The organism is Pandoraea sputorum, assembly GCF_000814845.2.
GTDB classification, from domain to species: Bacteria; Pseudomonadota; Gammaproteobacteria; order Burkholderiales; family Burkholderiaceae; genus Pandoraea; species Pandoraea sputorum.
In genome coordinates this window covers 3,114,880-3,140,781 of sequence record NZ_CP010431.2, presented here as the reverse complement: position 1 = coordinate 3,140,781, position 25,902 = coordinate 3,114,880, and the positions used below count along the sequence as shown (strand labels likewise).

Annotated in this window: 21 protein-coding genes and 1 pseudogene; 14 read left to right on the top strand and 8 right to left on the bottom strand. The window is 63.1% G+C overall.

Translation table 11 applies throughout. The features are described 5' to 3' along the window. Nucleotides 1-4 precede the first annotated feature (4 nt). The 3 genes and pseudogenes from NA29_RS13800 to NA29_RS13790 all read left to right on the top strand — a co-directional run bounded on the left by NA29_RS13800 (nucleotide 5) and on the right by NA29_RS13790 (nucleotide 2,947). Nucleotides 5-999, top strand: a pseudogene (locus NA29_RS13800) (YVTN family beta-propeller repeat protein). 76 nt (nucleotides 1,000-1,075) lie between these two features. Then, nucleotides 1,076-2,002 (top strand): EI24 domain-containing protein, encoded by a 927-nt coding sequence (locus NA29_RS13795; protein WP_039398901.1) that lies wholly within the window; start codon nucleotides 1,076-1,078, stop codon nucleotides 2,000-2,002. 105 nt (nucleotides 2,003-2,107) lie between these two features. Next, nucleotides 2,108-2,947, top strand: a complete 840-nt coding sequence (locus tag NA29_RS13790) for a competence/damage-inducible protein A (RefSeq protein ID WP_039398899.1) — start codon at nucleotides 2,108-2,110, stop codon at nucleotides 2,945-2,947. Between the two features lie 192 nt (nucleotides 2,948-3,139). On the opposite strand, the gene NA29_RS13785 is transcribed toward NA29_RS13790, so the two are convergent. Continuing rightward, on the bottom strand, nucleotides 3,140-4,156 hold the full coding sequence (locus tag NA29_RS13785) for a zinc-binding alcohol dehydrogenase family protein (protein ID WP_039398896.1): 1,017 nt from the start codon (nucleotides 4,154-4,156) through the stop codon (nucleotides 3,140-3,142). A gap of 140 nt (nucleotides 4,157-4,296) precedes the next feature. Between NA29_RS13785 and NA29_RS13780 the strand changes: the two genes are divergently transcribed. Next, nucleotides 4,297-5,217: a LysR family transcriptional regulator gene (locus NA29_RS13780; RefSeq protein ID WP_052252927.1), complete on the top strand. Its 921-nt coding sequence runs from the start codon at nucleotides 4,297-4,299 to the stop codon at nucleotides 5,215-5,217. Between the two features lie 59 nt (nucleotides 5,218-5,276). On the opposite strand, the gene NA29_RS13775 is transcribed toward NA29_RS13780, so the two are convergent. Next, nucleotides 5,277-5,711: a YybH family protein gene (locus NA29_RS13775; RefSeq protein WP_039403480.1), complete on the bottom strand. Its 435-nt coding sequence runs from the start codon at nucleotides 5,709-5,711 to the stop codon at nucleotides 5,277-5,279. Nucleotides 5,712-5,996: 285 nt separating this feature from the next. Then, on the bottom strand, nucleotides 5,997-6,743 hold the full coding sequence (fnr, locus tag NA29_RS13770; protein WP_052252926.1) for a fumarate/nitrate reduction transcriptional regulator Fnr: 747 nt from the start codon (nucleotides 6,741-6,743) through the stop codon (nucleotides 5,997-5,999). A gap of 338 nt (nucleotides 6,744-7,081) precedes the next feature. On the opposite strand from fnr, the gene scpB reads away from it, so the two are divergent. The 7 genes from scpB (at nucleotide 7,082) to truB (ending at nucleotide 17,322) form a co-directional block, all read left to right on the top strand. Then, the gene (gene scpB / locus NA29_RS13765; RefSeq protein WP_039398894.1) at nucleotides 7,082-8,359 is read left to right on the top strand and encodes an SMC-Scp complex subunit ScpB; all 1,278 of its coding nucleotides are present in this window, start codon (nucleotides 7,082-7,084) and stop codon (nucleotides 8,357-8,359) included. A gap of 153 nt (nucleotides 8,360-8,512) precedes the next feature. Then, nucleotides 8,513-10,333 (top strand): pseudouridine synthase, encoded by a 1,821-nt coding sequence (locus NA29_RS13760; protein WP_442756984.1) that lies wholly within the window; start codon nucleotides 8,513-8,515, stop codon nucleotides 10,331-10,333. A gap of 364 nt (nucleotides 10,334-10,697) precedes the next feature. Continuing rightward, nucleotides 10,698-11,156, top strand: a complete 459-nt coding sequence (rimP, locus tag NA29_RS13755; protein WP_039398892.1) for a ribosome maturation factor RimP — start codon at nucleotides 10,698-10,700, stop codon at nucleotides 11,154-11,156. Next, nucleotides 11,153-12,628 (top strand): transcription termination factor NusA, encoded by a 1,476-nt coding sequence (nusA, locus tag NA29_RS13750; protein WP_039398890.1) that lies wholly within the window; start codon nucleotides 11,153-11,155, stop codon nucleotides 12,626-12,628. The genes rimP and nusA overlap by 4 nt, the downstream gene beginning before the upstream one ends. Nucleotides 12,629-12,708: 80 nt before the next feature. Continuing rightward, the gene (infB, locus tag NA29_RS13745) at nucleotides 12,709-15,675 is read left to right on the top strand and encodes a translation initiation factor IF-2 (RefSeq protein ID WP_039398888.1); all 2,967 of its coding nucleotides are present in this window, start codon (nucleotides 12,709-12,711) and stop codon (nucleotides 15,673-15,675) included. 83 nt (nucleotides 15,676-15,758) lie between these two features. Then, nucleotides 15,759-16,202: a 30S ribosome-binding factor RbfA gene (rbfA, locus tag NA29_RS13740; protein WP_039398886.1), complete on the top strand. Its 444-nt coding sequence runs from the start codon at nucleotides 15,759-15,761 to the stop codon at nucleotides 16,200-16,202. A 133-nt stretch (nucleotides 16,203-16,335) separates the two neighbouring features. Further along, complete coding sequence (gene truB, locus NA29_RS13735) at nucleotides 16,336-17,322, top strand: tRNA pseudouridine(55) synthase TruB (protein WP_039398884.1); 987 nt, start codon at nucleotides 16,336-16,338, stop codon at nucleotides 17,320-17,322. A gap of 438 nt (nucleotides 17,323-17,760) precedes the next feature. Here the strand turns inward: truB and NA29_RS13730 are convergent, their stop codons facing one another. Together NA29_RS13730 and NA29_RS13725 are read right to left on the bottom strand one after the other, a co-directional pair. Then, nucleotides 17,761-17,976 (bottom strand): cold-shock protein, encoded by a 216-nt coding sequence (locus tag NA29_RS13730; protein ID WP_039398882.1) that lies wholly within the window; start codon nucleotides 17,974-17,976, stop codon nucleotides 17,761-17,763. A gap of 120 nt (nucleotides 17,977-18,096) precedes the next feature. Next, complete coding sequence (locus tag NA29_RS13725) at nucleotides 18,097-18,591, bottom strand: acyl-CoA thioesterase (RefSeq protein WP_039398880.1); 495 nt, start codon at nucleotides 18,589-18,591, stop codon at nucleotides 18,097-18,099. A 274-nt stretch (nucleotides 18,592-18,865) separates the two neighbouring features. On the opposite strand from NA29_RS13725, the gene NA29_RS13720 reads away from it, so the two are divergent. The 3 genes from NA29_RS13720 to NA29_RS13710 all read left to right on the top strand — a co-directional run bounded on the left by NA29_RS13720 (nucleotide 18,866) and on the right by NA29_RS13710 (nucleotide 21,244). After that, nucleotides 18,866-20,074, top strand: a complete 1,209-nt coding sequence (locus NA29_RS13720; RefSeq protein ID WP_072633293.1) for a hypothetical protein — start codon at nucleotides 18,866-18,868, stop codon at nucleotides 20,072-20,074. 146 nt (nucleotides 20,075-20,220) lie between these two features. Then, complete coding sequence (locus NA29_RS13715; protein WP_039398876.1) at nucleotides 20,221-20,943, top strand: AzlC family ABC transporter permease; 723 nt, start codon at nucleotides 20,221-20,223, stop codon at nucleotides 20,941-20,943. Further along, nucleotides 20,936-21,244, top strand: a complete 309-nt coding sequence (locus NA29_RS13710; RefSeq protein ID WP_039398874.1) for an AzlD family protein — start codon at nucleotides 20,936-20,938, stop codon at nucleotides 21,242-21,244. Before NA29_RS13715 ends, NA29_RS13710 begins: the two co-directional genes overlap by 8 nt. Nucleotides 21,245-21,413: 169 nt before the next feature. Here the strand turns inward: NA29_RS13710 and NA29_RS13705 are convergent, their stop codons facing one another. From NA29_RS13705 to NA29_RS13695, 3 genes are read right to left on the bottom strand one after another with little or no spacing between them, the layout of a single operon-like run. Then, a complete protein-coding gene (locus NA29_RS13705) occupies nucleotides 21,414-22,970 on the bottom strand; it encodes a DHA2 family efflux MFS transporter permease subunit (RefSeq protein ID WP_039398872.1) in 1,557 nt (518 codons plus the stop codon). A gap of 37 nt (nucleotides 22,971-23,007) precedes the next feature. Further along, nucleotides 23,008-24,252, bottom strand: coding sequence for an HlyD family secretion protein (locus NA29_RS13700; protein ID WP_039403474.1), 1,245 nt, complete (start codon nucleotides 24,250-24,252; stop codon nucleotides 23,008-23,010). 60 nt (nucleotides 24,253-24,312) lie between these two features. Next, nucleotides 24,313-25,836 carry an efflux transporter outer membrane subunit gene (locus NA29_RS13695; RefSeq protein ID WP_039398869.1) on the bottom strand — a complete coding sequence of 508 codons (1,524 nt, stop codon included), beginning with the start codon at nucleotides 25,834-25,836 and terminating at the stop codon, nucleotides 24,313-24,315. Between the last annotated feature and the right edge of the window lie 66 nt (nucleotides 25,837-25,902).

Below are 25,902 nucleotides of genomic sequence, written 5' to 3'. Positions count from 1 at the left end.
CGTAATGCGCAAACTTCTGATCGCTGCCAGTCTGGCGGCTTCCTTCGGTCTGGCGGCGCTGGCCGGTCCCGTGCGGGCTGCGACGCCTGCGCCCGACAGCGTCGTGGTCGTGCTCAATTCGGCCGATGCGAGTGTCAGCCTGATCGACAAGGCCACGCAGAAGGTCGTTCAGACGTTCCCCGTCGGCAAAGAGCCGCACCACCTGATGGCCACGCCGGACAACCAGTCGCTCATCGTTGCCAACTCGGTCGGTAACAATCTCGTCTTCCTCGATCCGAAGACGGGGCAGATCCAGCGCAAGATCGAGAACATCGAAGATCCATACCAGATCGGTTTTTCGCCGGACAAGAAGTGGTTCGTGGCGAACGCGCTGCGTCTGGACCGGGTGGACGTCTATCGCTTCGACGGCAAGAATCTGAGCGTGGCGCAGCGCATTCCGATCAAGAAAATGCCGAGCCATCTGGTGTTCACGCAGGACAGCAAGCTTGTCTTCATTTCGTTGCAGGAATCGAATGAAGTCGCTGCCATCGATCTGGCGACCCAAAAGGTGATCTGGAAGATGAAGGTCGGCGATAGCCCGGCCGGTGTGTGGCTCACGCCGAACGACAAGTATTTGCTCGTGGGCATGACCGGTGCGGACTACGCGGCCGTGGTCGACTGGCGTAACCAGAAGGTCGTGAAGACGATTCCGACGGGCAAGGGCGCGCACAACTTCCGTTCGCTGGCCGACGGCAAGCATGTGCTGATCTCGAACCGCGTGTCGAGCACGATCAGCATCATCGATCAGGAGTCGCTGACCAATGTCGGCAACATCACCGGGCTGCTGCCGGGACCGGACGATATGGAACTGACCGCCGACAAGAAGCAACTGTGGGTGACGTTCCGTTGGGCGCGCAAGGTCGGCATCATCGATCTGGCGTCGCGCAAGCTGATCAACACCATTCCGGTCGGACGCTCCCCCACGGGATCTATTTCTACGACCGCGCGCCGGTGCTGTAACATCAAGGCCTTACTTTCCAAGGCCTGACCGTCCGGGCGTCGCGCAGACACCCGGACCGGTTCGTACCGCACCTGCATGAACGATATACTTCGCGCGCTTGGCCGCGCGCTCGTGAGTCTGCTGCATCCCCGCATGCTCTGGCTCACCGCAATGCCCTTCATCGTCTCCGGTCTTCTCTGGGGCGCTGTGATCTGGTTCGGATGGGAACCGTTCACCGATTTCCTTCGCGTCTGGCTCGAACAGTGGGAATTCACGCAGTGGATTTACCGCTTCTTCGGCTATTTTGGCGTCGACAGCGTGCGCATGGCGCTCGCGCCTTTCATTCTCGTTGCGCTGCTCGTTCCACTGATTGTCGTCACCGCACTGCTACTCATTGCCGGATGGTCGATGCCAGCGGTGTTGCGCCATCTCTCACGGCGGCATTTCATTCATCTTGAGGCGCGTCAGGGCGGCTCGTTCTGGGGCAGCCTCGGGCAATCGCTCGGCGCGACGCTCGTCTTCCTGATTGCGGCCCTCATTACGCTGCCGCTGTGGCTCGTGCCGCCGTTCTTCGCCATCGTGCCGCCACTGCTGTGGGGCTGGCTGACGTACCGCGTAATGACGTACGACGCGCTGGCGTATCACGCGAGTCCGGAGGAGCGGCGTCGACTGGTGCGCGAGAAGCGGCTGCCGTTGCTGGTGATCGGCGTGGCGACCGGGTTGCTCGGCTCGCTGCCGACCCTGTTGTGGGTCTCGTCCGTCGTCATGATCGTGCTGTTCCCGGTCATTGCGCTGCTCGCGATCTGGCTCTACGTGGTGATCTTCGTGTTCTCGGCACTGTGGTTCGCTCACTATTGCCTGCGCGCACTGTCGCGCATGCGTGCTGAGGACGCGCATCGGGAACCGACCTTCGCCGCGACCGTCCTGCCCGAGGCGGGTGCGCCGCAGCCGGAGAGCGAGGATTTGCCGCCGCTGCTGCCGGGGCCTTCCGAGTCGTCGGGGTCGCCGAACGGTTCGCCCTGAAAGTGGCACAATCGTCACACTGCGCGCTGCCGTCGGGCAGCGCCGCAATTTCACCCGGGGCATCCGGGGCCCCCACGGTCTGACGACAAGAGAAAAGGAAGCATCATGGCGGTCGGCATCATCATCATCGGCGACGAGATTCTCTCGGGACGCCGTCACGACAAGCATCTGCCCAAGTTCATCGAATTGCTCACCGAACGCGGCATGCAGCTCGGCTGGGCGGAGTATGTGGGCGACGATCCGGCGCGTATTACGGCCACGCTGCGCCGTACGTTCGCGAGCGACGATATCGTCTTCGTGACGGGCGGCATCGGGGCCACGCCGGACGATCACACGCGCCAATGCGCGGCGGCGGCGCTCAATGTGCCGCTGGTGCTCACGCCCGAAGCCGAGGCGCTGATCATGGAGCGCATCGCCGACACGAGCCCTGACGGCCGCGCCGACATGACGCAGGCCGATAACCGTCATCGTCTGAAGATGGGCGAATTTCCGGTCGGCGCGCGCGTGCTGCCCAATCCGTACAACAAGATCCCGGGGTTCTCCGTGGAGCAACACCACTTCATGCCCGGGTTCCCGGTCATGGCGTGGCCGATGATGGCGTGGGTGCTCGACACGTACTACGCGGATCTGCATCACCTGACGAAACACACCGAACGCTCGGTGCTGGTCTTCGGACTGGCCGAATCGACGCTCACGCCGCTCATGGAAGCCATCGAAGCCGAGTACGACGGCATCAAGGTGTTCAGCCTGCCGAGCGTGGGCGATGCCGAGCGCGGCGCGGTGTATGCGCGTCGCCACATCGATCTCGGCGTGAAGGGCGACCCGTCGCTGGTGGGCGCGGCTTTCGAGCGACTGATCGCCGGTGTAGAGGCGCTCGGTGGCGAGATCATCCATCCGGCGCAGGCGGTGGCGTTGCCGGAGGGGACGGTGCCGTCCGCGAAGTGATGGCGGTGCGTTGAGGTGTCTGACAAATGCCTCATAGACGCCCCACCGACGTCCCGTCGACGCCTCATCGACTCATCGACGACAAAGCGGCGCTTGCCTTTGCGGGCAAGCGCCGTTTTCGTTTGCGCAGTGGCGCGACGGGAAGGGGCAGGCGCGGAAGAGGCGCTGCCCGGCCCTGGCGTCGGAACCCGGTCAGAATCCGGCGAGCACGAGCTTGCCGATGGTGCGTCCGCCTTCCAGTTGCGCGTGGGCGCGACGCAGGTTCGTGGCGTTGATCGGACCGATGACCTGGCCGACCGTCGTGCGCAACGTGCCCGCGTCCACCAGACGGGCGACTTCGGTCAGCAGCGTGTGCTGCGCAATCATGTCCGGCGTCTCGTACATGGCGCGCGTGAACATGAACTCCCAGACGAACGTGGCGCTCTTGCTCTTGAGTAGACCGATTTCCAGCGGCCCGGCGTTCTCCACAATCGAGCAGATCTTGCCTTGCGGTGCGACGGCCTCGGCCATCGCCGGGAAGTGCGTATCGGTGTCGTTCAGGCACAGCGCGAAGTCCACTTGTGGCAAGCCGATGGCTTTGAGCTGCGTCGGCATGTCCTGATAGTGGTCAATGACGTGTTGCGCGCCGAGCTGACGGCACCAGTCGGCCGACTCCGGACGCGAGGCTGTGGCGACGACGGTGAGCTTGGCCAGACGTCGTGCGAGCTGAATGGCGATGGAACCCACGCCGCCTGCACCACCGACGATCAGGACCGACTTGCCTTCGTCGCTGCCATCGGGCGCCACGCCGAGGCGGTCGAACAGGGCTTCCCACGCGGTGATCGTCGTGAGTGGCAGGGCAGCGGCGTTCGCGAAGTCGAGCGACGCGGGCATATGGCCAGTGATCCGTTCGTCCACCAGATGGAACTCGCTGTTCGCGCCGGGGCGCGTGATGCTGCCGGCGTAGTACACGGGGTCGCCGACCTTGAAGAGTGTGACGTCGGGGCCGACCGCCGCGACGGTGCCTGCGGCGTCCCAGCCCAGCACGCGCGGACTCGCTTCGACCTTGTCCTTCGGGGCGCGCACCTTGGTGTCGACCGGATTCACGGAAATGGCCTCGACTTTGATCAGCAGATCACGCCCTGCCGGGGTCGGCGTGGGCAGTTCAACGTCTTCGAGCGACTTCGGGTCGTCGATCGGCAGATATCGGGTCAGTGCAATGGCTTTCATCGTTTTCTCCTGAAAGTGGGGTGCAACGCCCGCGTAGGGGCATTGGGCGGCGCACCGGATGCGATAGCGAGAGATTACGGCTAGTCGATTGCTTTGATAATTCGGATAATGCGGAAAAGATTTTTTGGAAAATCCATCAAATGGCATTGGACCTCGATACCGTAGCGTTGTTCGTTCGGGTTGCCGCGCTGGGGAATGTGTCGGCGGCCGGGCGCGAGCGGGGGCTGTCACCGGCGACGGCCAGCACACGGCTTGTACAACTCGAAGCTGTGCTGGGTGCTCGACTGCTGCACCGCACGACACGGCGCGTGGCGTTGACGCAGGAGGGGGAGGTGTTCCTCGCGCAGGCGCAGACGTTGCTCGCCGCAGAGGCGCAGGCGCTGGCGAGCGTCGGGCAGGGATTTGCCGCGCCGCAGGGCCTGTTGCGGGTGTCGTGTTCGTCGTCGTTTGCGCGTCAGCATATTTCGCCCGCATTGCCTGAGTTTCTGGCCCGTTATCCCGGTATTTCGCTGGATTTCCGACTGACGGACCGTGTCGTCGATCTGTTGGAAGAGGGCGTCGACATGGCGATTCGCGTCGGGGCACTGCGCGATTCGACGCTGATCGCGCGCAAGCTCGCGGCCAACCGGCGCACGCTTTGCGCGTCGCCCGCGTATCTCGCGGCGCATGGCGCACCGAAGCATCCCGGCGATCTCGCGCAGCACGAGTGTCTGACGCTCGGCGACCAGCGCGACTGGCGGTTTGTGACGCCGGGCGGCCCGATGAGCGTGCGCGTGTCCGGGCGTCTGGTGTCGGATAACGGGGAGGTACTGCGCGACGCCGTGCTGGCAGGGTTGGGTATTGCGCTGAAGTCGACGTGGGATGTTGCGGCCCATTTGCAGCGCGGAGAACTGGTGCCAGTGTTGCCAGCGTATCCGCTCGCGGAGGAGGTCGCCATCTGGGCCGTCTATCCGAGCCGGGTGTTCGTGCCGCCCAAGACGCAGGCGATGATCGAGTTCCTGCAGGCGCGCTTCAGTCCGGTGCCGTACTGGGAGGCGCAGTGGCCTGCGGCGGGGGATTAAGGTCCGATGAGGGCTGACGGGGGGGCTGATGAATGCCGACGAATGCCCATTAGGCCCGCTCAATGGAGCCGATGCGTCCTCGGCAACTGCGAGCCGGTGTCTTCGTGACCGATGGCCGGGCTGGCATGATGTAGCACCAATCGCCAACCGTCGGCTTCTTTCAGATAGACGTTCGTGGCGAGCACGAAAGCGAAGCGCGCTTCCGGCCGACTCTCGACCTGAATCTGCTCAAGAACGTTGTGAACGGCGCACAACGGATTGTGGGCCACTTGAAGTTGATTCGCCGTCACTTGCAAGCCGCCTTTGGCGAGGACCTCTTGCCAGCTTGCTCTGACCGCCGCCGGGCCGACGTGCCGTGGCCCCGCAGGGTGAATGCACACGACTTCCTCGTCTTCCGACCAGACATCCATCAGCAAGTCCGTATCGCCAGCGCGCAGGGCTTCGTAGAACGCATGTTCGGCGTCTTCCGGACTGAGAAATATGGCAGCGGGCATAACGGCGTCCTCCATCGGATACAAGCGCGTGTCGTATGCGTGGTCGCCCTCGACCGACAGGCGGGGCGGCGAACGCGCCGATTATGGAGCGTTTGCCGATGCTTGTCGAACGTCGGTCCTTTTGATCTGGCGCAAGGCACCGGGAGGGCCGGGCCGGTAGCTTATCGGTAACGGATCAGTAGCGAATTGGCGACAGATCGGCAACGCGAGAAAGTCGCAGCGCAGAGGGTGCGGGGTTGTGTGGGGATGTGTGAGCGGGGGCGCTCCGCACCCCCGGCAACCGGATCAGCAGTGCTGCACGCCGGCGAGTTCGCGCAGGGCGGCGCCGTCGATGATCTTGACGTGGCGTTGACGGATTTCGATCATCCCATTCTGCGCGAAACGCGAGAACAGGCGGCTGACCGTTTCCAGTTTGAGACCCAGGAAGCTGCCGATTTCCTCACGGCTCATACGCAGCACGAATTCGTTGGCAGCGTAACCCCGTGCGGACAGGCGCTCGGAGAGGTTCAGCAGGAAGACGGCCAGACGCTCCTCGGCGCGCATCGTCCCCAGGGCGAGCAGTTGCTGGTGCTCGTTGCGGATTTCCTGGCTCATCAGACGATGCAACTGGCGTTGCAGCGACGGCACCTGGCGTGAGAGCGTCTCAAGCTCGCCGAAGCGGGCGATGCACAGTTCGCTGTCTTCGAGCGCCACAGCGGTGCTCGGGTGATGGTTGTCGGCCACGGCGTCGAGGCCGATCAGTTCGCCCTGAAGGTGGAAGCCGACGACCTGTTCGCGGCCGTCGGGGGCCGTGACACAGCTTTTGAGTGACCCGAAACGAATGCCGTAGACGGCGGTGAGGTCATCGTTGGCGTGATAAAGCACTTCGCCCTTTTTGAGGCGGCGGCGCTCGCTCACGAGTGCGTCAAGTCGTTCCAGCTCCGGCTCAGGGATGCCGACGGGCAGACAGAACTGCCCCAGCGAGCACGTGGAACAACGAGGCTGGGCAACCGGGATGGGGTTGCCGGGAATGCGACCGATGTCGGTGGTCATGGAGGCCCCTGAAGTTATTTCGAGAGTTTACCATGAGGCGTCGACCCTTCGTTTCGGCAGCCGGGACGTCAAGGTTTGTGACGGCGCTTTACGGGCGTGGATGTTTCAGTAATAATTGCGCACATACCGGACGTCCGTCTTGCCGCACTATCGGCCTGGGCGTTTTCCCGGCAGGTCGTTTCGAAGCATTCTGGTCGCGCCGCCGTCACTACGACCGAACACAATAGGGCGCGCGCTTATGCGAAACGGTAGTCTTCTATCGACGACCGTTTTCTGGTTCCAAGCATCCATTTATTCCTGATACCGGGTTGCCAAGCCCCCGGTCTGCATAGTCGCACATGAATACCCAAGAGGCGAAACTCGTCCTCGAGACCGCGTTGATTTGCGCGCAGGAGCCGCTCAAGGTCGGCGATCTGCGTAAGCTCTTCAATGACGCCGTGTCTGGTGACACGGTGCGTGCGCTGCTCGAGGAAATCCGCGTGCAATGGGATGGCCGAGGTGTGGAATTGGTGGCGTTGGCCACCGGCTGGCGTTTCCAAAGCCGTCCGCGCATGCGTGAATACCTTGACCGCCTCAATCCGGAGAAGCCGCCGAAGTACTCGCGCGCTGTGATGGAGACGCTGGCGATCATTGCTTACCGTCAGCCGGTCACGCGTGGCGATATCGAAGAGATTCGCGGCGTGACGGTCAATACGCAGATCATCAAGCAGCTCGAAGATCGTGGCTGGATCGAAGTGATCGGTCATCGCGACGTGCCGGGACGCCCCGGTCTGTACGCGACGACCAAGGACTTCCTTGACGACCTCGGCCTGCGCGCGCTCGATGCGTTGCCGCCGTTGGAAGACCCGGCCGCGCAGGCGCAGATCGATCTGCTGGCGCAGCAGAACATCGAGTTCGGTGAGCGTGCCGAGGGCGAAGAAGGCGAAGCGCAAGCCTCGGACGACGCGCCGGTGGCCGATGCCGAGGCGCTGGCCCGTCTGGCGCAATCGCGTGCCGACGATCTGCCGCTCGCGCAGGGGCTGCCGGAAGGCCAGCGCCCGCTACCGGTCGGCGGCGACGCACTGTCGGAAGACGCGCTGCTCGATGCCGTGCTGGCCGAAGGCGAAGTGCAGGCATCCACCGATGTTGTGGCGCTCGACGCCGATGCATCGACAGAGATTTCGTCCGATGTGGCGGAACTCGCGGACACGGGGCACGTCAGTGAGCAGGGCGACGCCGATGAGACGGTGCGCAGCAAGGAAGATGGGGAGGACGATGCATCGTTCGCAACCCGTGATGCCGAAACTGCCGTAACCGTCAAAGCGCTGGGCGATGACATCGTCATCGAATCGGCGGTGTCTGTCGATGCGCAACACGAGGAATTTTCCGAAGTATCGGAATCTGCGGCGCCTACCGGTGACGATTCGCCGCAAGATGTGCAGAGCGTCGGTATAGAAGAAGGCGCGCAAGAAGGTGCGACGCAGTCGGCAGATCCCGCAGCGTCGTTGGCGCAAGAGGTTTCCCCGCACGCTGTCGACCCGGCAGCGAACGAAGCCGCCGCCGGGCAGCCGACGCCCGGTGCGATGGATGACGACGAGAACGACGGGGACGACAAGAGTCTCGTCACTGGTACCTGAGGCGGTGGCGCTCTGCGCCACGCACACCTTCGGGGCCGTTAGCGATAAGAACGAAGTCGCGGCAGGCTTTTGCCGCGCATTCATGGTGCGAACACGGATCAGGGCAGCGACCTAAGCCTGCCCACGACGATCCCGTTTTCCAATGAGGTTGTGTTGAAACAAAACGAAGAATCCCAGGACCTGCACGCACGCGATGCCGGTGCCGAAGCGCGTTCGCCGGAAGGCGAGGGTGGCGATGAAAAGGCGTCGCGCCGCGGTTTGCGCCGTGGCCCGCGCAGTCTGATTGCGCGCCGCCGTGCGGCTCAGCAAGCCAAGCGCGAAGGCGACGACACCGGCGAGTTCGCTGGCTCGGACGCCGCGTCAGGTCAATCTTCCCCCGAGGCTCAGCAAGGCCCGGCTTCAGGTGCCGAAGGCGCGCCGTCTGCCGCGCAGCCACGAGGCCGTGCCAATACGCGCAAGCCGCGTGGCGGCAAGCGTGACGACGCCCAGCAGGCTGCGCAACCGGCACAGGCCGGCGGTGCTGCGCCGGGTGGCCGTCAGCGACGCGGTGCTCAGGGCGCCCAAAATGCGCAGGGTGATCGAGGCGGCCAGGGTGCCGCGAACAAGACGACGCAGGGGCGTGGCCGCAAGGGCCCGGCCGGCGGGGCTCGCAGCGGTGCCGGTGGCAAGGGTGGCGCAGGGAATGCGGGCGACAACGATTTGTTCGCCTTCGTGACTTCCGGTGGTTTCGATGGTGACGACGCCGAGGGCGACAACGCAGCCGCCAAGCGCGGTCGCCGTCCGGCCGATCGTCGCGTGCTCTCACCCGACGACGAAGCGCCGAAGCTGCATAAGGTGCTGGCCGAGGCGGGTATGGGCTCGCGTCGCGAGATGGAAGAACTGATTCTCGCTGGTCGCGTGTCGGTGAATTCCGAGCCGGCACACATCGGGCAGCGCATTTTGCCGACCGATCAGGTTCGCATCAACGGCAAGCTCGTTAAGCGTCGGATCACCAGCAAGCCGCCGCGCGTGCTCCTCTATCACAAGCCTGCGGGTGAAATCGTCAGCCATGCCGATCCGGAAGGCCGCAGCTCGGTGTTCGACCGTCTGCCGCCGATGAAGACGGCCAAGTGGCTCGCCGTCGGACGTCTGGACTTCAACACGGAAGGTCTGCTGATCCTGACGACGTCGGGCGATCTGGCCAACCGTTTCATGCACCCGCGTTACGAAATCGAGCGTGAATACGCCGTGCGCACCGTGGGGCAACTGACCGAAGCGTCGCGCCAGCAACTGTTGCATGGCATCAAGCTGGACGACGGCGAAGCCAACTTCCTGCGCCTGAAAGATGGCGGCGGCGAAGGCTCGAACCACTGGTATCACGTCGCACTGGCCGAAGGCCGCAACCGCGAAGTGCGTCGCATGTTCGATGCGGCCGGTTTGATGGTGAGCCGTCTGATCCGCACGCGTTACGGCCCGTTGACGCTGCCGCGCGGCCTCAAGCGCGGTCGCTATGAAGAGATGGACGAAGCGCAGGTGCGTTCGCTGTTCGCCGCCGTCGGCATGAAGATGCCCGGCGCAGCTTCGGATGAAAAGGGTGCGCGCAATGGCGCAAACGGTGGCCGTGGCGGTAAGGCCGGCGCCGCGAAGGAGCCGCGCCGTCAGCCGGATCCGATGCAAACGGCGCTGGGCGTGTTCGCTCGCGAGCCGGGGCAGTCGCGTCGTCCGCGCCCCAATCCGCTGACCGCGTTCGTCGGTCCGAGCGGCGGCTATCCGGGGCAGACGCCTTCGCCGCGTGGCGAAGGTCGCCGCTTCGGTGGTGGCAACAGCACGGGCGGTTTCGGCGGTCAGTCGCGCGGTGGTAACAGCGGCGGCAACGGCGGAAGCGGAGGTTATGGTGGTGGCAACGCTAACGGCAATCGCAGCCGTGGCGGCAGCCGGACGGGCGGCGGAGGCCAGGGCAACCGTGGCAATCGCGGCGGCAACCGTTCTCGCTAAAGGGTGCCGATCTTGCATTGCGGCAATGTGACACTGTGGCCTGTTCCTCAGGCATTTCGGGCGTCAAGCGTTGCAAATCGGCCCAAAACCATATAAAATCAACGAATAAGCTGGTTTGCGTGTCGGGCGTTCTGCTGCGATGCGCACCTCATGCGCAATGAGGCTGTAAGAAATGGGCGTTTCGCCCATTTTTTTTTGCCGCGAGCGTTTAGCGCGGCCGATGCCGCCACGTCGGGGAGTGGGTGTGTCGACTCAGGCACACCGGCCCGGACGGTCGAGGCAGGTATCGTGCGACGTCCCATGCGGGGCGCGCAGACATGTCGGGCGCTGCTGATGCGCGCGAGTTTTTCTAGGGTGAGCAAAGTTGCAATTGCCAGAACTGATCGAGACCACGGTCGAAGGCCTGGGTTACGAGCTGGTCGATCTTGAGCGCGCGGGCGGCGGACTGCTGCGCGTGTATATCGATAAGCCGGAAGGCATCTCTATCGATGACTGCGAGACGGTGAGCCGTCAGCTCTCGCACGTCCTGATGGTCGAGAACGTCAATTACGACCGACTTGAAGTGTCGTCGCCGGGGCTTGACCGTCCGCTGCGCAAGCTGCGTGACTTCGAGCGTTTTGCCGGCGTCGAAATAAGTCTCACGTTGCGTGTGCCGCTTGAAGGCCGCAAGCAGTTCCGCGGCATTTTGCAGGCACCGCAAGGCGAAAACTTGAGCCTTGAGTTCGAAGGCAAGGGCGGCCCGGCGCTGCTCGAATTCACCCTCGCGGATATTGACCGTGCGCGCCTTGTGCCGCAGATTGATTTTAGGAGTCGCAAACGATGAGTCGCGAAGTATTGCTGTTGGTCGATGCGCTCGCGCGCGAAAAGAACGTCGACAAGGATGTCGTGTTCGGCGCGCTTGAAGCGGCATTGGCTTCGGCCACGAAGAAGCGCTACAGCGAAGACGTCGACATTCGCGTGCACATCGACCGTGAGTCGGGCGAGCACGAGAGCTTTCGTCGCTGGTTGGTAGTGCCGGACGAAGCGGGTCTGCAGGAGCCGGACAAGCAGATTCTGTCGTTCGAAGCCAAGGAAGACGATCCGTCCCTCGAAGTCGGCGACTTCGTCGAAGAGGCGGTGGAATCGGTCGAGTTCGGCCGTATCGGTGCTCAGGCGGCCAAGCAAGTGATTCTGCAACGCATTCGCGATGCCGAGCGCGAGCAGATCCTCTCCGACTTCCTGGAGCGCGGCGAGAAGATCATGACCGGCACGGTCAAGCGTCTCGACAAGGGCAACCTGATCGTCGAGTCGGGCCGTGTGGAAGCACTGCTGCGTCGCGATCAACTCATCCCGAAGGAAAACCTGCGTATCGGTGACCGCGTTCGCGCGTACATCGTGAAGGTGGACCGCACGGCACGCGGCCCGCAGATCGAACTCTCGCGTACCGCGCCGGAATTCCTGATCGAGCTGTTCGGCATGGAAGTGCCGGAAATCGAGCAAGGTCTGCTGGAGATCAAGTCGGCGGCTCGTGACCCGGGCATGCGCGCCAAGATCGCTGTGGTGGCTTACGACAAGCGTATCGACCCGATCGGCACCTGTGTGGGCATTCGCGGCACGCGTGTGCAGGCTGTGCGTAACGAACTCGGTGGCGAGAACGTCGACATCGTGCTGTGGTCGGAAGACCCCGCGCAATTCGTGATCGGCGCGCTGGCGCCGGCGGCGGTGCAGTCCATCGTCGTGGACGAAGAGAAGCACAGCATGGACGTCGTCGTCGACGAGAACGAACTGGCGGTGGCGATCGGTCGCAGCGGTCAGAACGTGCGTCTCGCGTCGGAACTGACTGGCTGGCAGATCAACATCATGACGCCGGACGAATCGGCCGAGAAGCAGAACGAAGAGCGCGGCACGCTGCGCACGTTGTTCATGCAGCGTCTCGATGTGGACGAGGAAGTGGCGGACATCCTGATCGAGGAAGGTTTCTCGAGCCTGGAAGAGATCGCCTACGTGCCCCTGAACGAAATGCTTGAAATCGAAGCGTTCGACGAGGACACGGTCCATGAGCTGCGCAATCGTGCACGCGACGCATTGCTGACGCAGGCGATTGCCACCGAGGAGAGGGTTGAGGGCGTTGCGCTCGATCTGAAGAGCCTCGACGGCATGACGCCCGAGTTGCTGGCCAAGCTGGCCGAGCATGAAATTCAGACGCGCGATGATCTGGCCGAGCTGGCCGTCGACGAACTGACCGAAATGACCGGCGTCGACGAGGAAGCCGCAAAGGCCCTGATCATGAAAGCGCGAGAGCACTGGTTCCAATGATGACCTGCCCCGGCATGCATATGGAACAGTGAACTTTGAAGTTAACCGCAAGGCGCCTGGCCTTGCTTGAAGAGGTTTGAATGGCGAGCATCAACGTAGCCCAATTTGCTGAAGAACTGAAAATGTCGGCCGGCGTGTTGCTGGAGCAACTCAAAGCCGCCGGCGTGGACAAACTCAGCGCCGACGATTCCGTGACGGAAGCCGACAAGGCCCGTCTGCTGGAGCACCTGCGCCGTTCGCACGGCGCTGGCGACGGCGACAAAAAGAAGATTACTCTGACGCGTCGCCAGACCTCGGAAATCAAGCAGGCCGACGCGACCGGTAAGGCGCGTACGATTCAGGTCGAAGTGCGCAAGAAGCGCACCTTCGTCAAGCGTGACGACGTCGCCGAAGGCGCGGACAACGCTGCTGCCGCAGCAGAAGACGAAGCGCTTCGTTTGCGTGAGGAAGACGCACGCCGCGAAGCGGAGCGTCTGGCTGCGGAAGCGGCCGAACTGAAGCGTCGCCAGGAACAACTGGAGCGCGAAGAAGCCGAGCGTCGCGAGCGCGAAGAGAAGGAAGCTGCCGAGCGCCGTGCGCGTGAGGAAGCTGAGCGCGCTGCAGCCGCTGAGAAGGCGGCGCAAGAGCAGAAGGCCAAGGCGGAAGCCAAGGCCGACGCCGAAGCCGAGAAGCAGGTGCAGCAAACCCGCGAAGAAGCGGACAAGGTCGCCAAGGCCGACGCCGAAAAGGCCGCGGAAGCCGACAAGGCTGCGGCTGCCAAGGCCGACGCCGAGCGCGAGCAGGCCCGCAAGGCCAGCGAGGAAGCCCGCGCTGCCGCCGAAAAGGCGAGCGCTGCTGCCGACAAGGCCCGCGCCGAAGAGGAAGCGATTCGCAAGCGTCGTGCCGCGGCGGAAGCCGAAGCGCGCGCCATTCGCGAAATGATGAACGCCCCGCGCCGCGTGCTTAAGGCACCGGAGCCGGCACCTGCTGCGGCCGCACCGGCCAAGGCGGACGCCGCCAAGGGCACGCTGCACAAGCCGGCCAAGCCGGAAGGTGCCGCAGCAAAACCGGCAGACAAGAAGCCGGCCGCCGCACCGGCGTCGACGACGGCGGGCGCAGCGGACAAGAAGGACAAGAAGCCGGGCGCGTGGCAGAAGGATACGGACAACCGCAACAAGCGTGGCGGCATGAAGACGCGTGGCGATGCGAGCGGCGGTTCGGATGGCTGGCGTGGCGGTGGCCGTGGCGGCCGTCGTGGCGACCGTCATTCGCAGGACGATCGCAATGCATTCCAGGCACCGACCGAACCGGTGGTGCGCGACGTGCACGTGCCGGAAACGATCAGCGTTGCCGATCTGGCGCACAAGATGTCGGTCAAGGCCGCTGAAGTCATCAAGCTGATGATGAAGATGGGCCAGATGGTGACCATCAACCAGGTGCTCGATCAGGAAACGGCGATGATCGTGGTGGAAGAACTCGGCCACCGCGCAATCGCCGCCAAGCTGGACGATCCGGAAACGCTGCTCGACCTGGGCAACGATGTGACGGAAACCGAAGCGCTGCCGCGTCCGCCGGTGGTGACCGTGATGGGTCACGTCGACCACGGCAAGACCTCGCTGCTGGATTACATCCGTCGCGCCAAGGTGGCGTCGGGCGAAGCCGGCGGCATTACGCAGCACATCGGTGCGTATCACGTCGACACGCCGCGCGGTACGGTGACGTTCCTCGACACGCCGGGTCACGAGGCCTTTACGGCCATGCGTGCTCGCGGTGCGCAGGCAACGGACATCGTGATTCTCGTGGTCGCGGCGGACGACGGTGTGATGCCGCAGACGAAGGAAGCGATTGCCCACGCGAAGTCGGCCGGTGTGCCGATCGTGGTGGCGATCAACAAGATCGACAAGCCGGAAGCCAACCCGGACCGCGTGAAGCAGGAACTGGTGGCCGAGGGTGTCGTGCCGGAAGAGTACGGTGGCGACTCGCCGTTCGTGCCTGTGTCGGCCAAGACGGGCACGGGTATCGACGATCTGCTCGAGAACGTGCTGCTGCAAGCCGAAGTGCTGGAGTTGAAGGCACCGGTGGAAGCCCCGGCCAAGGGTATCGTGATCGAAGCGAAGCTGGACAAGGGTAAGGGTCCGGTCGCCACGATTCTGGTTCAGTCGGGCACGCTCAAGCGCGGCGACATGGTGCTGGCAGGTCAGGCTTACGGTCGCGTTCGCGCCATGCTGGACGAAACGGGCAAGAACACGAAGGACGCAGGTCCGTCGATCCCGGTCGAAATCCAGGGTCTGTCGGAAGTGCCGGGCGCCGGTGAAGAAGTGCTGGTGGTTCAGGACGAACGCAAGGCACGTGAAATCGCGCTGTTCCGTCAGGGCAAGTTCCGCGACGTGAAGCTGGCCAAGCAACAGGCTGCGAAGCTCGAGAACATGTTCGAGCAGATGGCCGAAGGCGAAGTCAAGACGCTGCCCCTCATCATCAAGGCAGACGTTCAGGGTTCGCAGGAAGCACTGGCTCAGTCGCTCAACAAGCTCTCGACGCCGGAAGTGCGCGTGCAGATCGTGCACGCTGCGGTCGGTGGCATCAGCGAAAGCGACGTCAACCTGGCGACGGCTTCGAAGGCGGTCATCATCGGCTTCAACACGCGTGCCGATGCACTGGCCCGCAAGTTGGCCGAGTCGAACGGTATCGATATTCGCTACTACAACATCATCTATGACGCAGTGGATGAGGTGAAGGCAGCAATGTCGGGCATGCTGGCGCCGGAGAAGAAGGAAGAAATCACGGGTATGGTCGAAGTGCGTCAGACGTTCAAGGTGCCGAAGGTCGGTACGGTGGCCGGCTGTATGGTGCTCGACGGCTTCGTCAAGCGTTCGTCGCACGTGCGTGTGTTGCGCGACAACGTGGTCATCTTCACGGGCGAGCTCGATTCGCTCAAGCGCTTCAAGGATGACGTCAAGGAAGTCAAGTCAGGCTTCGAGTGCGGTCTGTCGGTGAAGAACTTCAACGACATTACGGAAGGCGACCAACTGGAAGCGTTTGAAATCACGGAAGTTGCGCGCTCGCTGTAACGCGATTTGCACAACAGATGTGGAATGGCCCACCAAGCCGGGAAACCGGTGGCGTGGGCCATTGCATTATTAGCGAGTTTGTTATGGCAAAGAAACGTGGCGTTCCCGGTCGAAATCTTCGCATCAACGATCAGATCCAGCGTGATCTTTCGGAGTTGATTCAGCGCGAAGTGAAGGACCCGCGCATTGGTCTGGTCACGCTGCAAAGCGTGGAAGTGACGCCCGACTACGCGCATGCGAAAGTGTTTTACACGACGCTCACCGGCGATCCGAAAGCGACCGGCGAAGCGCTCAACGAAGCGGCCGGCTATTTGCGCAATCTGCTGTTCAAGCGGTTGCACATCCATACGGTGCCGACGTTGCATTTCCACTTCGATCAGTCGATTGAACGTGCCATCGAAATGTCGCGTCTGATCGACACGGCTAACGCGACCCGCGCGAAGGAAGACGCGGAAGCGGCCGCGGGCGAAGGCGGTGACGACGTCGATAGCGACGATGGCAGCGCCAACAAGGACGAAGGCAAGTAAGCCGCTCGTCCACGATGTCGCCTGCCGGACCGACCGGGCCCACGCGAAGCGTGCCCGGTAGGCCTGCGATGCCTGCGCCTCCGCGACGGAGGCCTGGCAACATCCCACAAGAATTTCTCAAGTACTCCCGCACATGACGGACCCGCGTTCGCAGGCACCCCGCCAAAAACTTCCTCGTTTCCCGCTCGACGGCGTGTTGTTGCTCGACAAGCCGCTGGGCCTGTCGTCCAACGATGCCCTGATCAAGGCCAAGCGTCTGCTTCAGGCGTTGAAGGCGGGGCATACCGGTACGCTCGATCCGCTCGCGACGGGATTGCTGCCGTTGTGTTTTGGCGAGGCGACGAAGTTCTCGCAGGACTTGCTCGAAGCCGACAAGACGTACGAAGCGCGCGTGCGTCTCGGTGAGACGACGACGACGGGCGACGCGGAAGGGGAGGTGCTGCAAGCGCGTCCGGTGACGGTGGACGAAGCGGCGATTCGTGCGGTACTGCCGCGCTTTACTGGTCCGATTTCGCAGGTCCCGCCGATGTATTCCGCGCTTAAGCGCGACGGCAAACCGTTGTACGAATATGCGCGTGCTGGGCAGACGCTCGAACGTGAAGCCCGCAACGTCACGATCCACTTGCTGGAGATGACGGCATGCGCATTGCCGGACGAGAACGAATTCACCTTCCGCGTGACGTGCAGCAAGGGCACTTATGTGCGCACGCTGGCGGAAGACATCGGCGAAGCGTTGGGATGTGGCGCCCATCTGCGCGCGTTGCGCCGCACGGCGGTCGGCCCGCTGACGCTCGATGGCGCGGTGACGCTCGATGACCTGAGCGTGCTTGATCATGCACAACGTGTGGAGAAGCTCGCGCCGGTCGATGCATTACTCAAGACGCTCCCGGTGGTGTCGCTCGACGAGACGTTAGCTAAGCGGTTCAGTCACGGCCAGCGTTTGCGTCTTGACGAGGTGCGATGCCCGCAAGCGCTGCGCGAGTGCGCTGCGTCGCATGACGGCATCGAGGTGAAGGTCTACGCCGAAGCCACCGCCGATGCGACCGCCCGACTGTTGGGCGTCGCCCGACTGGACGGCGAAGCGCTGCTCACACCGCAACGGTTGCTGAAGACGCAATAACTGCGCCGAAATTCATCGGTTTTGCCCTGTTCAACAGCGGTAATCGTGTCGCTCAGAATGAAGTCTGCGCGCGACGGGGTGGGTGAGGCGGGAGCGGTGGGCGGACGGCGTTGCCGACGGTAGCCGGTCAGAAACAATCACGCGTTGAGGAAAAGTGCGACGGCGAAGCACAACGGAGCCGCACCGCCTGCAAGTCGCCTATAGGTCACGACAGCCTACGTGCGCCTTGCCACCAGTCGATACCTTCGTAAGTCGTTGATCCCGGCCCTGGTGAAGCCTGGTGTGGTGGCGCTCAGCGTGGGGCGACAGAACCCACCGTCGACATCCTTGTCGAGACGAGCGGCCACCGCGCACGACTTGCGTGCGCTCACGGGCATTCGATCACTGGGGAGTGTGGCGGGTTACTGTCAACGTTGACAGGTAGACGGCTCGGTGGCCTTAGTCGGGGTTGGACGCGTTGCGAACGTTTGTCGCAAGCAGGTAGGCGTCTCCGCGGGTCGTTTCATACTCGACGATCTGACCCGTCTGAAGCGCTGATGCACCGGGCGTGCAAATCTCGCTTTCATGAACGAAAACGATTTCTCCGCCTCCATGCGGCGTGATGAATCCATACCCCTTTTCCGGGTAGTAATCCTTGACGGTTCCGCGCGGCATGATTTGCTCTCCTTCGAAGCGACAAATCGAAACCCGATGCCTGAATCTGCTATTGCCGCACCACGGTCGGCATACCTGCCGTGCGAACGATGGGGCGTCCGCATGGCCTGATCGGACGCGTCAGCTGGCGACGTTTTCCGGCTTGAGTTCGACGATGGCGTCCAGCGCGGCCTTCACGTCCATCGCATATTTCGCCAATGCCTTCTGTTCGTCGGTTTTCGGCTCGAAGGACGGTACGCCCACCGGATGGTTGCTCTCGTCGACCGCGACAAACACCATCAGGCAGTCGGTCGTCTGACGCAGTTCGCCCCACTTCGGATCGCCCGCGTGAACCGATACGTGGATATGCATGCTCGTGCGGCCCGTCGCCACGATGCGCGCGCGCAGTTCCACCAGATTACCCACCAGAATCGGGCGGCGGAAGCGGATATTGCCCACGCTGACCGTCACGCAATAGCGGCCCGACCATGTGGCGGCGCAAGCGTAGGCCACTTCGTCGATCCACTTCATCAGCGAGCCCCCGTGCACTTTGCCGCCGAAGTTGACGGCGGCAGGCTCTGCCAGAAAGCGGAAAGTGACTTCGGAGCGTTCGATCGGGTTCTGCGGGGTATTCATGGTGTTTTGTTTTTGCTGACGGATAGTACTTTCCCGGCCTTCGAACGGTGTCTGACCGTGGGGGCGCCGGGTCGGGGGATCCGCAATGATACTGCGATTGCGCGACACCTGCCGATGCCCGGCCCGATCCACGTTTTCCCGACTCAGCGCCCGGGAGCGAATTCCGCAAGCGCTCGGTGCGGCGCGCGGCGCAGAGTGTCGCGGTTGTGCCAACGCAGGCTTTATTCGGTGCGATGCCTGTGAGGGACGAATCCAACGAGCAGGGCGTTACGTCATGATCCAGACTCCAGGTGGTTCGCCACACGTTTGCATTCCGATCGAGTGTCGGCAGGCGTCTGCGTCCGAGGACCTGTCGAATGAGCGGGACGCTGCGATCGTCCCCTTGCTCAACGACTTCGAACTTGCGCGCAACGCCAGCACGTCTGCAACGTCCTATGCGCAGTTTGGCGACGATTGTTCGATGGCGGATATCGAAGCGGGGATGGGGGGAATTCTGCGCGAAGTGATGTCGCAGCAATTTGCCGCGACCGCCTTGCATTCCAAGGGCAGCGTCAACAATTCGAAAGTCGAGGGCGCGGGTTCGGGCGCATCCCTGCCGTCGTTGTCACCGCCCGCAGACGCTCCCGCACCTGTCGCGCCATCGGAACCCGCTCTCGTTGCAACGCCGGTCAGCTATTCCAGGCTGCTCGGGACCACTGTGGTGGTGACCCACGTCGCCAATCTGGCGAGTCAACTGCTGAGCTGCCTGTCACCGTACATTGCGCCCGATCTCTTCTCGCGGTGGGCAAACGTCATGGTCTGCGAACTGGTGCGGCCGGAGAAAACGCGGGTGGCCCGAGAGGCGAGTTGCAAGGTGCTGCGCGTCGGTAACGCGGTATTTACCCCAGGGATGATGGTGGCGCCGTATTTTGCTGTGCTCGCGTTAGGCGACCTGGTCTGTTGGGGGAAGGAATTCCGGAATCCCGGCAGCCAGCCGTTCCAGGGCGACAGTCTGGCGAATCTGATCGCATGGATCAATTCGCGTGGCGGATTTGCGAAGGTGCTGGATGTGTTAGGGCCGGGAACGCATGGGAGCACAGGAGACGAATTGCCCGCAAAGATCTCGCTACCGAAGCGCGCGGTATCGGCGCTGTGCGACGAACTTCGCAACACGCTGGCACATCACGACGATCCCGCATGGCAGAAGTCCATCGCGAGGCAAATTCGACAGGCGTCTGCTGCGGCGTTCGTGATTCTGATTGCGCGTTTGCCGTTCAGCGACGACACGGTGTCGCTGCCCGCAGGGTTGGTGGATTTCTACACGTGGCTGGAGAAGGCGGGGGCCGCGACAAAGCTGGCGGCGGCCAGCGCCGAGTCGCTCGTGAAGCCTGCGCAGGCAGAGGCTGGCGGTGGTGACGACGTTGACGTGGGCGAGCGTGGCGACATTGACCCGGACGCGCTTCAGAGTGTCTACGTCGACGCACGTGATCTCCCGGATCAGTGACGAACCCAAAACGCCGAGCCATCCACCTCAAAACAGCAAGAACGTACAAGACGACGGCAAGCCGGGTTCGCTATCCTGCGATGCCAGTGGTTAACAGTCGCTATTGGTCGTAATTGGTCGTTATTGCAGGAGTATTTGTGTCTGGAATGTCTTCTTCGGCTGCGTCGTCAGCGCAGTCCGATGTCAAACTCGAAGTTGCGCGCGGGATGCGCGCTTCGTTGCCGGTGATGTTGGGGTTCGTGCCGTTCGCGATGGTGCTCGGCGCACAGGCCACCCAGAAGGGTATGCCCGCGTGGCTCGTGCCGCTCATGACCGGCATGAACTTCGCTGGTGGTTCCGAGTTCACCGCAGTCCATTTGTGGACGTCGCCGCCGCATCTCGCGCTGATCGTCGCCATGTCGTGCCTGGTCAATTCGCGTCACATACTCATGGGGGCTGCGTTCGCGCCTTTGCTGCGTCATGTGCCGCTGCGTCGTGCGCTGCCGTCGCTGTTTCTCATGTGCGACGAAGCATGGGCGATGGCGCTGGCGGACACTCAAGCGCGCAGGTCCGACCGTATCAGCTTGCCGTATTACCTCGGCGTCGCCGTCAATCTCTGGCTAGCGTGGATTGCCTTCACGGCGCTCGGTGCGGTGCTGGGACCAGTGCTCGGCGACATCGAACAGTACGGGTTAGATATGGCGTTTACCGCCGTTTTCCTCGTGCTGCTTCGCGGGATGTGGCGCGGCATGCGCAAGAGTCTGCCGTGGCTGGTGAGCCTTGTCGCCGCTGCGCTGACGTATCTGTATGTGCCGGGGTCGTGGTACGTGGCCGCCGGTGCGGTCGCGGGCTTGCTGGCCGCCGTGCTGATGGAGCCGCGCCATGATTGATGCCGCAGTGTTCCTGCCCATTGCAACGGTGGCGTTGATGGCGGCCACGACGTATGCCACGCGTATCGTCGGCTTCCTGTTGTTGCGCGATCGCGTGCTGAGTCCGCGCACGCGCTCGGTGATGGAGAGCTTGCCGGGTTGTGTGCTTATCTCGGTGATTGCGCCATCCTTCGTATCGGACCGCCCAGCCGATCTGCTGGCGCTGGCTGTGACGCTGCTCGTCGCGCTGCGCTTTTCGCTATTGCCTACCGTAGTCATCAGCATCGTGGCGACAGGGGCATTGCGTTATCTCGTCGGCTAGGCGTCGATCTGTCTTTCCCCTTGTGAACTGCACGGCCGCTCATTTCTCGGCCCACATAATTCGGCGCAATAGTTCAGCGCACATAAAAAAACCCCGCTAACTTCAGCGGGGTTCAAGAAGTGCCCGGTAGTACAGAGCAGGGCCGGGCACTCGGGGGGAAGCCTTGACTTCAGTGGGCACCGGCCGCGGCATCTGCGCCGCCGCCACCGCCACCTCGAATCGGTCGCGTGATCCACACCATCGCGATCATCAGCACGAACAGCACCGCCGAGATCCAGAAAATATCGTTTGCACCGAGCATCGCCGACTGTTGCGTGACCAGCCGGTCGATGTAACCGTGAGCCTGCGGGGTCGACATGCCGAGCTGATTGAGTGACTGGACCGAGCTGTTGAACGTGGCATCGTAGGGCGTCAGATTCTCCGTCAGCTGTGCGTGATGCAGTGAAATCCGGTTATCCCACACGGTCGTCGCAATCGAGGTGCCGACCGCACCGCATGTAATCCGCACGAAGTTCGATAACCCCGCCGCCGCCGGAATGCGATGCCCCGGCAGACCCGACAGAATGATGGCTGTCAGCGGGATGAAGAACATCGACATCGGCACCCCTTGCAGGAATGTCGGGATCATCAGCGTGCGCGTGTCGACGAGCGTGTTGAAGTGCGAGCGCATCAGGAATACGAGCGCAAACAACAGGAACGAGACGGTCACGACCCAGCGGGCGTCGAGCTTGGGCAGGAACTTGCCGATGATCGGCGACAAGATGATCGCGAACAACCCGACCGGGGCCATCACGAGACCGGCTTCCGTTGCCGTGTAGCCGAGATAGATCTGCAACCACTGCGGCAGGATCACAAGGTTGCCGAAGAACAACCCGTAACCGACCGAGATGGCGACCACGCCACCGGTGAAGTTGACTCGCTTGAACAGCGTGAGATCGACCACCGGATGCTTCTCGGTGATTTCCCAGACGACGAAGAAGCAAAACGACACCAGCGCAACGAGCGCGAGGATGACGATCGTCGACGAGTTGAACCAGTCGAGTTCCTTACCCTTGTCGAGCATCACCTGCAACGAGCCGACCCACAACACGAGCAAGGCCAGACCGACGGTGTCGATAGGCTTGCGCTGTGTCGGCGTTTCACGCTTCTTGTAGATCATCCATGTGACGTAAGCGGCCGCGATACCCACCGGAATGTTGATGTAGAAGATCCACGGCCAGTGGTAGTTGTCCGAGATCCAGCCGCCGAGAATCGGGCCCATTACGGGGGCAACGAGTGTCGTCATCCCCCATAAAGCGAGGGCCATCGAACTCTTCGCAGGTGGATAGCTCGAGAGCAGCAGCGACTGCGACAGCGGAATCATCGGACCGGCCACAGCGCCTTGCAACACGCGGGCGGCCAGCAGAATTTCGAGCGTGGGTGCCATGCCGCACAGCCACGAGGCCAGCACGAAGAGCAGGATCGACGTGATGAACAGTCGCACCGCACCGAAGCGCTCGGTAAGCCAGCCCGTGAGCGGCACCGAAATGGCGTTGGCGACGGCGAACGACGTAATCACCCACGTTCCCTGGCTCGACGAGACACCGAGGTCGCCGGAGATGGCGGGAATCGATACGTTGGCAATCGAAGTGTCGAGCACGTTCATGAACGTGGCGAGCGACAACGCGATGGTGCCGAGTACCAGCTGCCCTCCCGAGAGCGGGGCAGGAGCGTTTTGAGTTGCCATGAGTTGTCAAAGGGGGTGGGGGGCACCCCCCTCCGATTTACAGGGGACGAGCGCGGGCCGGCTGGTTACGCGTGTCGTTGGCATCGCCTGCGTTCGCGCCTGCATTGGCAGCCGCGGCACCGGCGTTCTCGGTGATGATCTTGGCGACGATGTCGTCGGCGTCGTGACCGACCTTGTCGTACACGTCGGTCGAATACACCGGCAGGGTCGGCGCTTCGCCCAGTTCCTTGCCGTCGGTATTACGTACGTTGACCTTGACCTGCATCGACAGACCCACGCGCAGCGGATGCTGCTGCAACTGCTTCGGGTCGAGCGCGATACGCACCGGCAGACGTTGCACCACCTTGATCCAGTTGCCCGTGGCGTTCTGTGCCGGCAGCAGCGAGAAGGCGCTGCCCGTACCGGCCGAGAAGCCGGCGACCGTGCCCTTGTATTCCACCGACGAGCCGTACACGTCTGCCGTGAGCGTGACCGGCTGGCCAACGCGCATGTGCGAGATCTGCACTTCCTTGAAGTTGGCGTCGACCCACACTTCGTTGAGCGGCACCAGCGCCATGAGCGGTGCGCCCGTGGCGACACGCTGGCCGACCTGCACCGAGCGCTTTGCGACGTAGCCGTCGACCGGCGCCGGGATGGACGTACGGGCGTAGTCGAGGTACGACGCACGCACCTTCGCGGCCGCCTGTTGCACGTTCGGATGCGTGGTCACCGACGTCTTGTCGGTGAGCGCCTTGTTCGACACCAGTTGTGCACGCGCCTGTTCGAGCGCGGCCTGTGCCGACTTCACGGCATCTTGTGCGTGGGCCAGTTCTTCGCGTGACACTGCGCCCGTGGCGATAGCCATTTCACGGCGCTTTACGTCGGCCTGCGCCTTCGCGAGTTCCGACTGACGCATGGCGACCGTGGCGGCGTACGCATCGTTATTCACGAAGTACGTACGGACCTGACGCACGGTCTGCGCGAGGTTGGCCTCGGATTGCAGCAGGGCGACGCGGGCATCCGTCTGATCCAGCGTGACCAGCGGCTGGCCAGCTTTGACCATCTGCGTGTCGTCGACCTTCACGCCGGTGACGGTGCCGGCCACTTGCGGCGTGATCTGGACGACGTTACCGGCGACATACGCGTCGTCGGTGTCTTCGTAGTAGCGCGCATACAGCGCGTAATAGGCGCCGTAGCCGATAGCCGCAATGGCGATCACGGCGGTCAGCGTCAGCATCATGCGGCGGCGCTTGCCATTGTTCGGTGCCGGTTGGGCAGGCGCTTGTTGTTGGTTGTCGCTCATCATTTGCTCCGTACTAATCTCTCAATGTGCTTTTGACGTTTGTCTTGTTTTGCGTGACGTTTAGTGCGTTTGCGCGTTGGCCGCGTCTGCATCTGTCTTTGCCGGGCGCTCCTGGCCCACGACCAGTCCCGCAGACTGCGCGTCGAATCCGCCGCCCAGTGCCTTGATCAGGCCGATTTGCTGGTCGCGACGTGCGCTGTCGATGTTCACCCGGGCTTGTTCCTGCGCCAGCAGCGACGACTCGGCCGTCAGCACGGTCAGTTGCGGCGTCAGCCCCGCCTTATAGCGGTCGATGGCGAGGTCGTAGGCGCGTTGTGCGGCTTCTTGCGCCACGCGCTGCGACACCATCTGCTTGTCGGCCGAACGGATCGACGACATGCGGTCCGCGATATCGCCGAGCGCCTTGTTAAGTGTCGAGTCGTAGTTCGCTACGGCGCTTTCATACGCGGCGTACTGACCCTTCAGGTTGGCGCGCAGACGACCACCGTCGAAGATCGGCAATGTAATCACCGGACCGGCCTGGATGGTCTGGCTGCTCGGATCGATCAGCTTGCCCAGCCCGAAGGTAGAGAAGCCGAACGCGGCATTCAGGTTCACGTCCGGATAGAAACGCGCTTTGGCGACGTCTACGCCTTGCAGTTGCGATTCCACGCTCCAGCGAGCCGAGACGATGTCCGGGCGGCGGGCGAGCAGCGCGAGCGGCAGGTTGTCCGGCAAGGCCGGCGTAGCGAGCTGCGCGAGCTTCGGCGGTGCGATTTCCAGACCGCGATCCGGGCCCTTGCCTAACAGCACACCGAGCTGGTGACGCGTGAGCAGAATCTGGCCGTCGAGCTGTGCGATCTGCGTCTGAATGTCGGCGCTGTTGCTGTCGGCCTGCTTCTGTTCGACTTGCGTGTCGAGACCGGCGCGCACGCGATCGGCCGTGAGCTTGCCAAGGTTCTGGCGCTGCTTGCTGATACGGTCGAGCACGTCGTGCAACGCGTATTGCTGGGCGAGCTGGTTGTAGGAGCGGGCGACGGCCGTGGACAGCGCGAGGCGCACTTCCTGGTCTTCAGCTTCTTCGGCACGCTCGGCCGACGTGGCCTGCGCCCGTGCCGAACGATTCTTGCCCCACAGATCGAGCTCCCACGACAGCGACGCATTCAGATCGCCCTGCGTGAACCACGTGCCACCGTAGCCCGGCGGGTAGATGGTGTTTTCGGTGAATTTCTCGCGATACACGTCGCCGTTGAAATTGACCGACGGCAGCAGCGCGGCTGCGGCGCCTTCCGTCTGCGCCTGCGCGGCCTTCAGACGGGCGGCGGCCATGGCGAGATCGGGGTTGCCGGCGAGGGCTTCGTCGATCAGGGAGACGAGTTGCGGATCGCCGAAGCGCTGGGCCCAATCGGTGCCCGGCCACTGGCCGCCCTCGGAGGGCAGGCTGCGCTGGGTCTGATAGTGCTCAGGCGTGGTGATCTGCTTGTCGCTATGGATGCCGGCGAAGTTCGCACAACCGGCAAAACCCAGCGTCACAGCCGCCAGACAGAGGGCGGAAATCGCTGAGCGGGCCCGCAGGTGCGGGAGGAACGGTGAGGCCACTTTCATCGCAAAACCTTTACGAGTGAAGTCTTGTACTGACAGTAATCGGGAATCAGGGCTGACGAGGACTTG